Source organism: Ensifer sp. 38_S197 (genome assembly GCF_056924495.1).
On record NZ_JBXOVZ010000001.1, the window covers coordinates 1,384,772 to 1,397,171 of the forward strand.

At 59.4% G+C, this 12,400-nt stretch carries 13 protein-coding genes; 6 read left to right on the plus strand and 7 right to left on the minus strand.

Features of this window, described 5'->3' with window-relative positions; all coding sequences use genetic code 11:
* The first annotated feature begins 343 nt into the window (after positions 1-343).
* The 3 genes from AC1Z3V_RS06440 to AC1Z3V_RS06450 all read left to right on the plus strand — a co-directional run bounded on the left by AC1Z3V_RS06440 (position 344) and on the right by AC1Z3V_RS06450 (position 2,178).
* A complete protein-coding gene (locus tag AC1Z3V_RS06440) occupies positions 344-757 on the plus strand; it encodes a DUF5602 domain-containing protein (protein ID WP_483497892.1) in 414 nt (137 codons plus the stop codon).
* Positions 754-1,278, plus strand: coding sequence for a plastocyanin/azurin family copper-binding protein (locus AC1Z3V_RS06445; RefSeq protein ID WP_483497893.1), 525 nt, complete (start codon positions 754-756; stop codon positions 1,276-1,278). The genes AC1Z3V_RS06440 and AC1Z3V_RS06445 overlap by 4 nt, the downstream gene beginning before the upstream one ends.
* 99 nt (positions 1,279-1,377) lie before the next feature.
* A complete protein-coding gene (locus AC1Z3V_RS06450) occupies positions 1,378-2,178 on the plus strand; it encodes a sensor histidine kinase (RefSeq protein WP_483497894.1) in 801 nt (266 codons plus the stop codon).
* Here AC1Z3V_RS06450 and AC1Z3V_RS06455 read toward each other — a convergent pair.
* Positions 2,175-3,026, minus strand: a complete 852-nt coding sequence (locus tag AC1Z3V_RS06455; RefSeq protein ID WP_483497896.1) for a LysR family transcriptional regulator — start codon at positions 3,024-3,026, stop codon at positions 2,175-2,177. The genes AC1Z3V_RS06450 and AC1Z3V_RS06455 overlap by 4 nt on opposite strands.
* A 247-nt stretch (positions 3,027-3,273) precedes the next feature.
* A complete protein-coding gene (locus AC1Z3V_RS06460) occupies positions 3,274-3,645 on the minus strand; it encodes a DUF488 domain-containing protein (protein WP_483497897.1) in 372 nt (123 codons plus the stop codon).
* Positions 3,646-3,766: 121 nt separating this feature from the next.
* On the opposite strand from AC1Z3V_RS06460, the gene fsa reads away from it, so the two are divergent.
* The 3 genes from fsa to AC1Z3V_RS06475 all read left to right on the plus strand — a co-directional run bounded on the left by fsa (position 3,767) and on the right by AC1Z3V_RS06475 (position 6,504).
* Positions 3,767-4,423 (plus strand): fructose-6-phosphate aldolase, encoded by a 657-nt coding sequence (gene fsa, locus AC1Z3V_RS06465; protein WP_483497899.1) that lies wholly within the window; start codon positions 3,767-3,769, stop codon positions 4,421-4,423.
* A 176-nt stretch (positions 4,424-4,599) separates the two neighbouring features.
* The gene (locus AC1Z3V_RS06470; protein ID WP_483497901.1) at positions 4,600-6,138 is read left to right on the plus strand and encodes an FAD-dependent oxidoreductase; all 1,539 of its coding nucleotides are present in this window, start codon (positions 4,600-4,602) and stop codon (positions 6,136-6,138) included.
* A gap of 51 nt (positions 6,139-6,189) precedes the next feature.
* Positions 6,190-6,504, plus strand: a complete 315-nt coding sequence (locus AC1Z3V_RS06475; protein ID WP_483497903.1) for a hypothetical protein — start codon at positions 6,190-6,192, stop codon at positions 6,502-6,504.
* 521 nt (positions 6,505-7,025) lie between these two features.
* On the opposite strand, the gene tnpC is transcribed toward AC1Z3V_RS06475, so the two are convergent.
* From tnpC to AC1Z3V_RS06500, 5 genes are all read right to left on the minus strand, one after another.
* Entirely contained in the window at positions 7,026-8,675 is a 1,650-nt protein-coding gene (gene tnpC / locus AC1Z3V_RS06480) for an IS66 family transposase (RefSeq protein WP_483497905.1), read from the minus strand.
* A 64-nt stretch (positions 8,676-8,739) separates the two neighbouring features.
* Positions 8,740-9,093, minus strand: a complete 354-nt coding sequence (gene tnpB, locus AC1Z3V_RS06485) for an IS66 family insertion sequence element accessory protein TnpB (protein ID WP_483497907.1) — start codon at positions 9,091-9,093, stop codon at positions 8,740-8,742.
* Positions 9,090-9,545 (minus strand): IS66-like element accessory protein TnpA, encoded by a 456-nt coding sequence (gene tnpA, locus AC1Z3V_RS06490; RefSeq protein WP_483497908.1) that lies wholly within the window; start codon positions 9,543-9,545, stop codon positions 9,090-9,092. The genes tnpB and tnpA overlap by 4 nt, the downstream gene beginning before the upstream one ends.
* A 542-nt stretch (positions 9,546-10,087) precedes the next feature.
* A complete protein-coding gene (locus AC1Z3V_RS06495) occupies positions 10,088-11,302 on the minus strand; it encodes an adenylate/guanylate cyclase domain-containing protein (RefSeq protein WP_483497910.1) in 1,215 nt (404 codons plus the stop codon).
* Positions 11,303-11,452: 150 nt separating this feature from the next.
* Positions 11,453-12,361, minus strand: coding sequence for a LysR family transcriptional regulator (locus AC1Z3V_RS06500; protein WP_483497912.1), 909 nt, complete (start codon positions 12,359-12,361; stop codon positions 11,453-11,455).
* Between the last annotated feature and the right edge of the window lie 39 nt (positions 12,362-12,400).

Consider the following 12,400-nt stretch of genomic DNA (forward strand, 5'->3'; position numbering starts at 1 on the left):
ACCCGGACGCGAAGCCAGTAGAGTTCGCGTCCGGGCTAGAGGCCTGCTTTGAGGCGCTGGGGCTCTCGCTGTGTCACCAGAATATCCATGATTACTGAAACATGGGGACGGAATTTTTGAAATCAAGCGCGCGGCAACGAACATGACCGCGCGGAATTATGCGATAGCTCGGAAGTTCCGGAAACGGAGCAATGCAGAAATACTGCACTGAAATGCCAGTTAATTTCATTGGACTAATATTACTGCCGGGCTGTTGAATGTCTGTACGCGGCAGGTCGTGAACAGTCATTGGCTGCCGGAATTTCGGCGACCGCGGGTTTGAACGAGAAAAGGATCTCCCCCGATGAAAGAACTCCTCCTCGGATCTATCCTGACACTGGCCAGCACGCTTGGTGCCATGGCGGCGGATGAAGTCGTAAAGGCGCCGCCGGCCGCACCTTATCAGCAGGTCAGCAAGCTGGTGAAGTTACCCGATTTCCTCCCCGGCATGGGCCAGCTCTTCGTCGATCCGGCGACCCTGCCGGCCGGTCCGTTCCTCGCATATGACCACGACGGAAAGCTTGTCAGCACGATCTATATGCTGCCGACAAAGGATCTCAATCCGGACAAGTCATTCGATAACCTTGTAGCGCCCGGCGGCAGCGTCGACCATGTCGACGTCTACTACAACGCCGGCCATCCAGGCGTGGAAGAGCCGCATGTCCATGTGGTCCTGTGGCATGTTCCCGCGGACGGCGAAGCGAGCGTCGCCAAATGAAGGTCGCGCGGCGTGAAGTGCTGGGTCTATGGGGCGGGTTCGCCGCCGTCCTTTCCCTGTTCCGGCGGGACGTGTGGGCCGAAGAGGTCTTGGAGATCAGGATGCAGGGGCGCGCCGATGGCTCACATGTATGGCTCGACCCGATCGGTGTTCTGATCAAGCCGGGTCAGATGGTCCGCTGGACCAACTTCAATCCCGGCAATTCGCATACGACAACCGCCTATCATCCGGCAAACTTCGGGAGGCCGCGGCGCATTCCTGAAACGGCAAAATCCTGGGATTCGGGCTATCTCCTGCCCGACGAGAGCTTTTCGGTAACCTTCACCGAGCAAGGGGTTTATGACTACTGTTGCGTTCCACATGAGCAGGCGGGAATGGTCGGACGCATCGTAGTCGGCGAACCAGCGCATGGCGGTTGGATGGAGGCGGGCGCTGCAGGGGGCGGCCTACCGGATGAGATCCTCAAGGCCTTTCCAAGGGTCGAAGAAATAATGGCGAAGCGGATAGTCCGCCGAGTTTAGAGAGCGGGTTTCGGGCGCCGGTCAGCCAACGCGAATAACTTAGGACGATGGCGCGGGACCGCAGTGTCCGGCCGGCACCGGCAACCATGAGGGGCTACCATGACAAACATGGCGTTTCGGCCAGAGTTCTTAGAGCCATCGCAGGCGGAGAGCAGCGGCGGCTTACAGGCCTCCAAACAGCGCGAAAGCACAATGCGCCGACTTGCCTCTCTGGGAGAGATGACCGGTGGTATTGCCCATGATCTCAGAAACATCCTGGCGATTGTTGATTCCGGCCTGAGGCTCGCCGACCGAAAAGCCGACCAGCCGGAGAGCGTGCGGGCTTATATTGCGGCGGCGCGGGAAGGCGTCGATCGGGGTGTCGAACTGATTTCGCGGTTGCTTGCTTTTGCCGATCGCAGAGAACTCGACCTCAAAGTGGGCGACTTGAATGCGTGCGTCAGCTCTTCCGGGCCATTTCTCAGATATGGCGCGGGCCCTGACGTCCGCGTCAGGTTCGAACTTGGTTCCGACATTCCAAGCTGTTTGATCGATCCAGCATCGTTTGAAGCCGCGGTCCTTAATCTTGTCCTTAACGCTCGGGATGCGATTCCAGGCGGCGGCGAGATTTGCATCGGAACGGAGCGGATTGTTGAGACCGATTGTGCGCCCGGCCGGCCCGCGCCAGGAACCTACGCCCGGCTTCGCGTCCAGGACCACGGCTGCGGCATGTCACCGGACGTTCTGCAAAAGGTCCTGGACCCGTTCTTCACGACCAAGGGCGAGGACGGTACCGGAATGGGATTAGCGCAGGTGCGCACTTTCATGCAGATGGTCGGGGGCCATCTGCACATTGCCAGCGAGCGAGGGAACGGAACCACAGCCGATCTTCTGTTTCCATCGACGGACGCGGCCACTTAGGCCTCGATGTTGCCTTCGGAGATCGCGCGCAAGCCGGCAAGGGCAGGTCCCACGACACTCTCATCGGCATTTGCCGACCGCACCGAGTAAACCGGATAGGAGTATTGCGGCATGTCGGGTACGAGATGGAGCTCACCCGCCGCTAAATGCGGCTCCACCGCGCTCTTTCTGAAATAGCCCGAGCCGCCGCTCGCAAGGACATAGCTGAGAGCCAGGGGACCGAGATCGAAAGAGAGGTCCGGTGCGACGTCCGGGAAGTTCATGTCATGTTGCCGGCCGAAATCCGGTCCCCAATCCATGTAGACGTAGCTCGTCTCCTCAAGGCGCTTCGCTTCCGGATCGGTTGTTACAAGCACGAGCTTTTCTTCCATCAGCAGGTCAATTCTTAAGCCGGGACGATGCTGCGGAGCATACATGATCGCCACATCGACCATTCCCGAGGCGACCTGATTGATTAAATCCTGAGGCACGTCGACATGGACGCGAACCGCAATATCGGGAAGAAACTGGCGTATCCACCCAACCCAGCTCAGCAGCAGTGGTTGCGCAAGAGTGACTTCGCTGCCCACCGTCAGCACCGCCCGGCGCCCTGCCGGCACCGCGACTTGTTGACGAGTGCGCTGCCAGAGTTGGACAAACGTTGGCGCGTGACGCAGGAACTGCTCGCCTGCCGGCGTCAGGGACGCGCCGCCTTTGTTCCGAATGAATAGCGGCCGGCCGAGCAGTTGTTCGAGATGGCGAATCCGCGCGCTGACCGTCGTCTGCGCAACATTCAAGCGCTCCGCGGCTCGAATAAAACTTCCCGTTGAAACAATTTCCAAGAAAGTACGGGCGAGTTCGATGTCCATCAAAGTATAGCATAAAAGTTGCGTTTAAATGTCAATCAAATTCGTTTGATGTATATTAGCTGGTCCGTAAGATGGAGTGAAATCCTCAGTCGAGCGCTGCATGCCGGGTAGCCAGTCTATCAACTCGGCGTGGCTGCGCCGGCAGTGAGCACTGGGCCGGGGATTGCCGGACGCCATTTGGCGTGGCCGCGCCACGGTTGACACCCGCGTCGATCGTCGGCAATGCCGACACTCTCGGAAGGGCATTTTATCGATGTGCCAGCAAGATCTCCTTGAGGACAACAGCATCGTTGTACGCCTCGTCGCGGGCCGCGTAGACAAGTGTGATGGGACCGTTAAGCGCGAGGTTACGCAACCGATCAAATTCTTCGCGATGCTCCTTGATCTCCGCAGCATACCGCCGGCGGAATTCCGCCCATCGGGAGGGATCGTGAGCGAACCATTTCCGCAGCTCAGTGCTTGGCGCCAGTTCCTTCGCCCAATAATCAATTGCCGCATCGGCCTTCCTCACTCCGCGCGGCCACAGCCGGTCAACCAAGACACGCTTGCCGTCACTGTCCGTCGGACTCTCATAGGCACGCTTCAGTTTGATGTCCTTCTCGGAGATTTTGGCGCTCATGCACGTCGCTCTCTGCTGCCCTGCCCTCACAGAGATAGGGCGGGCGATCACATCTGCTACGACCAAGTCACCTCGGAGATCGCGTCGCCAATGCATATGCGACCATGCCAGGAGAAAAACGATGAAGTTCTTTGTCGATACAGCCGATATTGTCGAAATCCGCGGGCTTGCCGCCGCAGGCGTTGTCGACGGAGTGACGACGAACCCGTCGTTGATCGCAAAGACCGGCCGACCGATCCGGGAGGTTATCAAGGAGATCTGCGAGGCGATCGAGGGCCCGGTCTCAGCGGAGGTCACCGCGACTGAGTTCGACGGCATGGTCGCCGAAGGGATGCAGTTGGCCAGCATAGCTGACAATGTGGCCGTCAAGGTGCCATCCACCTGGGATGGGTTCAGGGCTTGCCGGGCCCTCAGCGAACGCGGGTTGAAGGTCAATGTGACTCTTTGCTTTTCGGCCAACCAGGCTTTGCTCGCGGCGAAATCCGGCGCGGCCTACATTTCGCCTTTCGTCGGACGGCTGGACGATATCGGCTTCGACGGCATGGAAGTCGTCCGGGAAATCCGAGCGATCTACAACAACGACAAGTCCTTCAATACCGCAATTCTGGCGTCCTCAATTCGCACGCCGCTGCATGTTACGCAGGCTGCAATCGCAGGCGCCGATATCGCGACGGTGCCACCGGGAGTGCTTCGGAATCTGAGCAATCACCCGCTCACAGAGAAGGGACTGGCGTCCTTCCTCGCCGATTGGGGCAGGACCGGGCAAGCCATACTTTAGATGTCCTGTTGCCGCTTCCAATCTAACAGAAAATTTGCACACAACAGGCGATTAAATTCGTTTGCTTCATAGACGTAGCGGTAACAAACTGCCGTCTGAGATCAAATGCCCCGACCTGCAAAGACGCTATCAGCAGTCACGGCGAAACCGCATCTCGATAGCGAAAGGAGAAACGAATGGCTCCTGGACACACCAGCATGACTGGGCCCGATCTGGCGCTAGGAATCAAACTTGCCGATCTTCCTGACGGCAGCAAGCTGGTCGGCCATTGCGGCGATGCGCAGGTGCTGCTCGTGCGCCGCGGGGCGGAGATTTTCGCCGTCGACGCGCATTGCACGCACTACAACGGTCCGCTCGCGGACGGGCTGGTGGTCGGTGATACCGTCCGCTGCCCATGGCATCACGCATGTTTCAGCCTGAGGACCGGGGAGGCCCTGAGCGCGCCCGCCTTCAGGCCGCTGGCATGCTGGTGGGTGGAACAGCGCGACGGCCATATCTTCGTCGTCGGCAAGCGCAAGCGCGGCGAACTGACGACGAGCGAGCGTGCCGTGGAAGGAATGCCTGAGAAGATCGTCATCGTTGGCGGGGGGGCGGCCGGCTTTGCCGCCGCTGAGAGGCTGCGGCGAGAGCATTATCGCGGCAGCATCGTCATGCTCAGCGACGACGAGGCGGCGCCTGTCGACCGGCCGAACCTTTCAAAGGACTATCTTGCCGGCAAGGCGCCGGAGAGCTGGGTCCCGCTACGAGGGGAGAGCTACTATTCGAATAACCAGATCGACCTGCGTCTCGGGACGCAAGCGGTTCGCATCGAGCCGCAGACCCGCGAGGTCATCCTCGCTGGCGGTGGTTCGATCCCCTATGACAGATTGCTGCTCGCGACCGGCGCAGAGCCGGTGCGCCTGACGATTCCGGGTGCCGACCAACCCCATGTCCACATGCTGCGCTCGCTCGCCGACTGCCGGGCCATAATCGAGCAGGCCGCGACGGCCCGCCGGGTGGTCGTGCTTGGAGCGAGTTTTATCGGCCTCGAAGTCGCCGCGGCCCTGCGCGCTCGCGGCATCGAAGTCCATGTCGTCGCCCCCGGCAAGCACCCAATGGGGCGGGTTCTGGGTCCGCAGATGGGCGACTTCATCCGGACCCTGCACGAGAAGAACGGGGTCGTTTTTCACCTTGAGGAGACTGCCAGCAGCATCAATGGAAGCAAAGTGAAACTTAGCGGCGGCGACACGCTGGCCGCGGACCTCGTGGTCGTTGGCATCGGTGTGCGACCACGGACGGAACTCGCTGAAACGGCAGGAATGGTAACGGACCGCGGCGTCGTCGTGAATAGCTTTCTGGAAACCAGTGAACACGGGATCTTCGCGGCGGGTGACATCGCGCGCTGGTCCGACCCCCATAGCGGAGAGAACATTCGCGTCGAACATTGGGTGGTGGCCGAGAGGCAAGGGCAGACCGCGGCGCTCAATATGCTCGGCCGGAGCGAGAAGTTCGTAGCCGTGCCGTTCTTCTGGAGCCAGCACTACGACGTCAGGATCAACTATGTCGGCTATGCCGAGCGATGGGACGAGATCATGGTCGAAGGCGACATTTCCGGCACGGACTGTCTGCTGCGCTTCAAGCGCGACGGGCGCGTACTGGCTGCCGCTTCGATATCCCGTGACATCGAGAATCTGATGATCGAGGTTGCAATGGAGCATGAGAAAGTCGTCTGCTGACGAGGCAGATGCCAGGCTCGCACCGCCGCAGCGAAAAAAGGAGGTTCTGCCATGTCAACGTCGCCCGAGCGCAATCCGGCTCCTGGCTTGCAGAAGATGACGCCCGCCAAGCACTACTCCAGGTCGATCGTCTTCATCGACGAGATTGCCAAGCAAGAGCCGCATGAGACGTCTACTTCCGTCGATATCTTCTCGTACGATGGCATCACTTGGTACTGCCAGGTCCGTTGCGGCGAAAAGAAAACCCAGCCCATGGGGCCGTTCACCAAACGACGGGCGGAGCAAATTCAGGAGGCCCGCAGGGCGCGGCTGGCCAAAAAGGGAACCGAGTGGCTCGTCTTCGAGCGAACCGGAGAGGATTGGTGACGCAAATTATGCGAGTTGTTTGAAGTGAAAAATCCTGGCCCGAGTGGATACGCAACGTCCAGAAAGCCTGCGTTGAGTGTGACAAGCCTTCGTCTAGGGAAGCGATGCAGCGCTGACGGTGCATCGGGTGTCATCGTCTGCTAACTGCAGACGACCCGGATTTCATCCTGCCTTCTCAACGACTCCGTCGTTTTCTGGCTCAAGGCGGTAGCTCCATTTCAGGACCGTGACCCTGGCGCCATGAGACCAGCGGCCAGGGAAACTGTGATCCAGTTAATTTTGCCGGAGCAGATCTGCTCCGAGGAGTTATGACATGAGCAATCGACTTCAGTGTTATCTAACGCCAAACGACCATGCGGTGCTTAGAGAAATTCTTGATCAGACCACGAGCGACAACAACGCCTACCGCCGATTGCTCAGAAGGTATGCGGCGTCTCCGCCCCATTGATTTTGCGGTTGCAACGGCGATGTCGATCGCTTGCGGAAGGTCCTGTGAGCTCATCGGGGAGTCCCGGACGAGCTCATTGTGAGGCGCTGCGTTGCGCATAGGCCCAGGGCATGAGGGCCTCGATGTCTTTGGCGAGGTGGCCGTTGGCGAGGCTGATGAAGAGATCGCGCAAATAGGCATAGGGCTCGACACCAATCATCTTGCATGTGCCGATCAGGCTGGCGAAACGGGCCCAATTACGGCCGCCTTCATCGTGCCCGGCAAATAGCGCATTGCGGCGGTTCATGGCGGGGCTTCTGATCGCGTTTTCGACGAGGTTGGAGTCGATGTCGACGCAGCCGTCGTCCAGGAACAGTCGGAAGCCGTCTTGACGTCTCAGCATATAGGCCATGGCTTCGCCGAGGTCGGACTTGCGCGAGACGCGTTTGGCCTGAGCTGCCAACCAGGTGAAGAACTCGTCCACCAGCGGACGGGACAGGTTCTGGCGGACAGCCCGGCGATGATCGGGATCGCAACCGCGGATGCTATCCTCGATCTTGTAGAGGGCGGCGATGCCCAACAGCGCCTCGTCGACGATGGGCGACCCCTTCTTGGGTTTGGCCTTAATCAGCTTTCTGCGACCATGCGCCCAGCAGAAGGCCAGCTTCAACGGGTCCCCGCCCGTGCGGTCTGGCGTAGCCAGGTGCGAGTAGCCACCGTAGGCATCGACTTGGATCGTGCCGTTGAAGCCGTCGAGGATTTCTGCTGCATATTCGCCTTTACGCCCCGGTCGATAATGGAACACTACGCCCGGTGGCGCAGATCCGTTCCAGCCGCGGTCGTCGCGCAGCACGGCCCAGAGATAACCGGTCTTCGTCTTGCCTCGCCCGGGATCCAGCACCGGAGCCGTGGTCTCGTCGACATAGAGCCGCGCGCTTTCCGACATCAGCCGTTTGGCCATGTGGTCGACCACCGGCGCGACCGCAGCACCTGTCCGACCCATCCAATCTGCCAGGACCGTGCGGTCGATCGGCACTCCGTGTCGGGCCATGACCGCGGCCTGCCGGTTCAGCGGCATATGTTCGGAATGCTTGGACACGGCGATCTGCGCCAACAGGGCCTCGGTCGGCCAGCTGCCCTCCAGCAAATGCGCCGGCGCTCTGGCCTGAACGACGCCCGTGCGCCCCTTGGGGCAAGCGTATTTCGGGCGGACCGTGACAATCACCTGATAGCGTGCCGGAATTTGATCGAGCCGTTCCGTCCGATCTTCGCCGATCCGAACCATGTTGCCGCAACCACAGGGACAGACAATGCTGTCGGGCTCGATCACCCGCTCGACCCGCGGCAGGCTCTGGGGCAGTGCGCGTGGCCTCCGCTCCTTGCGAGGAACAGCCTTTGCGGGATCAACGGCGCTGGCCGCGATCTTTTCCTCGACGAAGGCGATCTGGGCCTGCGTTTCGGCAATCGCCGTCTCCAGGTCCTCCAGCGCCAGTTCCATCTGCGTCGGATCAAGCTTTTCCGATTTCGGCCCGAACTTCGTGCGCCGATAGTCCTGAACCTGGCTCTCCAACCTCTCGATCAGCTGCTTCAGCTCGCTGATGAAGGCGTCCTTTTCGGCCACCACCGCCTGCTCATGCTGGCGTGCCGCACGCTCGACCGAAAGCTCGAACTGCACTGCCGCAAAGGCATTCAATACCTCGGGAGGGAGGTCCGGGAACTGGCTGAGATCGATCGGCTTCGACATGTGTCTTCATAGCAAAGCGAAGCAGAAAAGCCCAATAAAACAATGCCAAAATTAAGCTGGTGAGTCATCCTGCCGCAGCCGGGGGCACCACTCGCCGCGCCATCACGCGTCGCCAGTCAAGCCCTTCGAACAAGGCTTCAAACTGTCCCCGCGACAGCCGCATCGTTCCATCCTGCACCTTGGGCCAGGCGAAGCTGCCCTGTTCCAAGACTTTGTAGGTCAGCACCATTCCGGTGCCATCCCATACCAGGATTTTCAGACGATCCCCGCGCTTCGACCGGAAGATCACCGTCACCCCGGAATGCGGATCAAGCTTTAACTCGGTCTGCACCATCAAGGCCAACGCCTGATGGCCACAGCGGAAGTCCACCGGCCGCGTCGCGATCAGGATCGGCAAGCGTTGGCCCGCGACGATCATGCCGGCGCTCGCATCGCACGCACCAAGGCCGCCACCCGATCAACCGGTACATCGCCGGGAACCCGCATCACGAGGTCTGCCCCTATTTCTACCGTCACGATCTGCGAAGCGGCCGCGACCGGCTCCGGGGTCGGCAAAGCATCACAAGTCATGTTCGGCTCCGTCGTAATCGCCAGTGGCACGAAGGCAGGTTCGATAGATCCGTCCGCAAAGGCCGGCATGACCGGCAGCAGCTCAGCAGGCAGCGCCAGAAGACCCTGACGCGCCTGTCGTCGCCAGCTCGAAAGCTGATGTGCAACGAGATCATAACGACGCGCTACGTCAGCGACCCGGGTTCCAGGCTGAAGGCTCTCCGCAACAATCCGCGCTTTCACAGCATTGGGCCAGCGTCGGTTTCCCCGACGAGGCTCCACCACTTCGCATCGTCCGACAAATCCTTCACCATCCGCCATGCCAAATCTCCAGCTCTTGCCGAAAACATTCTGGCAGAAAGGCAGAAACCTCAATGGTCACAAACACGCAAAATCAATGGGGTGGAGGCGGCGCATACCCCATAACGCTATGCTGGGACGAACCAGTCCTGGCTGCATAACTTAAACCAAGCGGCCTCCGCCATCGCCGCCTGGGCGGAGCGTTGGCAAGAATCGAATTTGAAGAAGCCCTTGCCGCTTTCCTCTCGATTCATCCCAGATTATGCCGACGGGCCAGATGCACTCAAGATCCTGGGCCACTCTGGCATTCGTCGTGTGGATGAAATCGAAATTTCGGTCACTCATTAGCAGCGGCGCTAAGAAGGGTGGCGGACGACGATGATAGTCTCGGGGAAAACCGTTGGGGCCTGAGATCAGAAGCGACGACGTATACCTTCATGAAGGCCGGATTTCAGCCGTTCGTCAGCAACCGCCAGACCTGGCCTGTCCCTCTATTCGGCTAATTAACGAACTGAAACCGTCGATTATTGCGTCCTTCACCAGCGTCGCCCTCACATGACAGGTTACGCAGGTACTGTTCGAGGCGCGTAAACGTCGAGAGGGCTTTCCAGACCTTTGAGGCTGTACGTCCCCAAGACCTCCACCTGCATCGACGGGACAGCCGTGATGAAATCCGAGGACATGAGGACGGAACGGCTAAGCTGCTTGGTAAGAGTTTCAAGGCGAGCGGCGATGTTCACTGCGCGTCCGATGACGGTGAAATCCAGCCGTGTTCGCGACCCGATATTTCCATACATGACATCGCCCAAGTGTATACCGATCCCATAACCGAGAGGATCAATACCGCGCACGCCGTTCTCAGCATTCATTTTGAATAACGCCAACTGGGCCGCGTTGACCGCGGTAACCAGTCGCAGGCACGCGTCGTCCCGGTCGAGTGGGAAAATAGCGAGAAAACCATCCCCCATAAACTTCAGGATCTCACCACCATGCCGTTCGACCGGCTCACACATCGCGTCGAAAAAGCGATTGAGCAGATCGATTACATCGTCGCGGGACCGGTGTTCCGAAATTGTGGCAAAGTCCCGCAGATCACAGACCATGATTGCCGCTCTAACCGTTACACCACTACCGCGGGTCGTCGCGCCGGCGAGGATTTGTTCGCTGGCATGAGGTCCGACGTAGGTTTCAAGCAGGGTTCGAGCCAGGCGGTTTTTGACCCGAATTTCGCTTACCAGCGCAAAGGCTGGCACTATGTCTTCGAGGAGATCGATCTCTTGCTGTGTGAAACCGCCGTGTCTGTCGCTGGCGAACGAAATGATGTGTTTGCGGTCAAGCGTGTGCTTGATCGGCCAGGCGACGTAATCGGTGTAACCTGCATCGCGCAATTCGACATAGAGAGGATAGGTTGCACCGTGGGTGCCATCGCAAAGGGACCGGCGCAAAAAATCGCAACCGTTCATGATTTCCTGCACAGGACTGTTCTGGTAGCGCTGTGCTTCCTCGATCCCGTATTCGAAGGTGGTTATTTCGGCTACGCTCAGTCCTTTGCGCCAAAGTAGGCGCGCGCCCAGCCATTGAGGGTTGAAGGTCCTGATATGTACGGTCGATCGCGCGACGGATACTCCGCTTTCGCGAAGTCTTTCGCATAGTTCTACCAGGATATTGTCGAGGAAGCGATCTTGCCGCGTATCGAGCATGAGCCACTCAAGCACAGGGTGACGCTGTGACGGCCAGGCGCCCTTGGGTGTCGCTATAACGTCTTTACCCGAACTCATGCGTATCGTACCTCCTCAGTTGCATACCCGTTCCATAAGTGTGACCCCAGAACGGAAGGGGTGCGACGCCAAACCCTGTTGCTCGCGTTCATATATGTTTCCGGCGCAAGCTGGATCACGCAGCGCGACGGCGCACGAAAAGGCCGAAAGCTATTGATCGAGCTTCAACACGGACTGCAGTTTCTCGACCAGATAATCAATGAACACACGGGTTCGAGTCGGCATATGGCGCCGGCTGCTGTAGACGACATTTATCTCTTCAATGTCGCCGGCATTGTAGTCCGGTAAGAGCTCCACCAGGCGTCCGCTCTCAAGGTCCTTCGCAATATGAAACATTCCCAGACGGCCGATACCGAGCCCGTCGAGGGTGAGTTGGCGCATCGTCTCCCCGTTATTGGTCAACGTGCTTCCGCGGATCGCGACGTTCACATGTTCCCCGTCCACGACGAAGGGCCATTCGTCCATCGAGCGCCTGAAGTTGAAATTGAAGCATTGATGCCTGGCCAGCTCGCCGGGCTCGGCCGGATAGCCGTGTTTTTCCAGATATGATGGCGCAGCGACCACTGCTCGACGACTGCGTCCCAGGAGCCGGGCATGAAAATCAGCGTCGGCCAATGGTCCCATGCGCACGGCGATGTCGACCGAATCGCGATTGAGATCGACGATTGCATCCGTCAGCGAGATATCGAGTACGACCTCGGGATAGCGCTGCCTGAACTCAGGCAGCAGTGGTAGCAACCAATGGCTCCCAAACGGAAGCGACGCGTTTACCCGCAGAACGCCGCGGGGGGAGGCCGTCTTGGAAGCCAGATCGCTTTCAGCCTGGTCGATATCGGAAATGATCCGGACACAATTTTCGTAAAACTGCTTGCCTTCCGCCGTCACACTCAACGCCCGTGTCGAACGCTTCAACAGCAGCACGCCGAGGCGTTGCTCGATCCGTGTCACGACCTTGCTGACGGCGGAGGCGGTCATGTCGAGGCCTTTTCCGGCCGCCGCAAAGCTGCCTGTTTCCACCACCCTGGTGAAGGCTAACATTTCCCCGCTTCTGCTATCCATGGGCTTTCCTAGGTTTCAAGCGATCGATTGGATTAAACC

Bases quoted from the DNA above. Each gene is read 5' to 3' on its own strand.
- AC1Z3V_RS06440 (WP_483497892.1), top strand. From the start codon at position 344: ATGAAAGAACTCCTCCTCGGATCTATCCTGACACTGGCCAGCACGCTT.
- AC1Z3V_RS06445 (WP_483497893.1), top strand. From the start codon at position 754: ATGAAGGTCGCGCGGCGTGAAGTGCTGGGTCTATGGGGCGGGTTCGCC.
- AC1Z3V_RS06450 (WP_483497894.1), top strand. From the start codon at position 1,378: ATGACAAACATGGCGTTTCGGCCAGAGTTCTTAGAGCCATCGCAGGCG.
- AC1Z3V_RS06455 (WP_483497896.1), bottom strand. From the start codon at position 3,026: ATGGACATCGAACTCGCCCGTACTTTCTTGGAAATTGTTTCAACGGGA.
- AC1Z3V_RS06460 (WP_483497897.1), bottom strand. From the start codon at position 3,645: ATGAGCGCCAAAATCTCCGAGAAGGACATCAAACTGAAGCGTGCCTAT.
- fsa (WP_483497899.1), top strand. From the start codon at position 3,767: ATGAAGTTCTTTGTCGATACAGCCGATATTGTCGAAATCCGCGGGCTT.
- AC1Z3V_RS06470 (WP_483497901.1), top strand. From the start codon at position 4,600: ATGGCTCCTGGACACACCAGCATGACTGGGCCCGATCTGGCGCTAGGA.
- AC1Z3V_RS06475 (WP_483497903.1), top strand. From the start codon at position 6,190: ATGTCAACGTCGCCCGAGCGCAATCCGGCTCCTGGCTTGCAGAAGATG.
- tnpC (WP_483497905.1), bottom strand. From the start codon at position 8,675: ATGTCGAAGCCGATCGATCTCAGCCAGTTCCCGGACCTCCCTCCCGAG.
- tnpB (WP_483497907.1), bottom strand. From the start codon at position 9,093: ATGATCGTCGCGGGCCAACGCTTGCCGATCCTGATCGCGACGCGGCCG.
- tnpA (WP_483497908.1), bottom strand. From the start codon at position 9,545: ATGGCGGATGGTGAAGGATTTGTCGGACGATGCGAAGTGGTGGAGCCT.
- AC1Z3V_RS06495 (WP_483497910.1), bottom strand. From the start codon at position 11,302: ATGAGTTCGGGTAAAGACGTTATAGCGACACCCAAGGGCGCCTGGCCG.
- AC1Z3V_RS06500 (WP_483497912.1), bottom strand. From the start codon at position 12,361: ATGGATAGCAGAAGCGGGGAAATGTTAGCCTTCACCAGGGTGGTGGAA.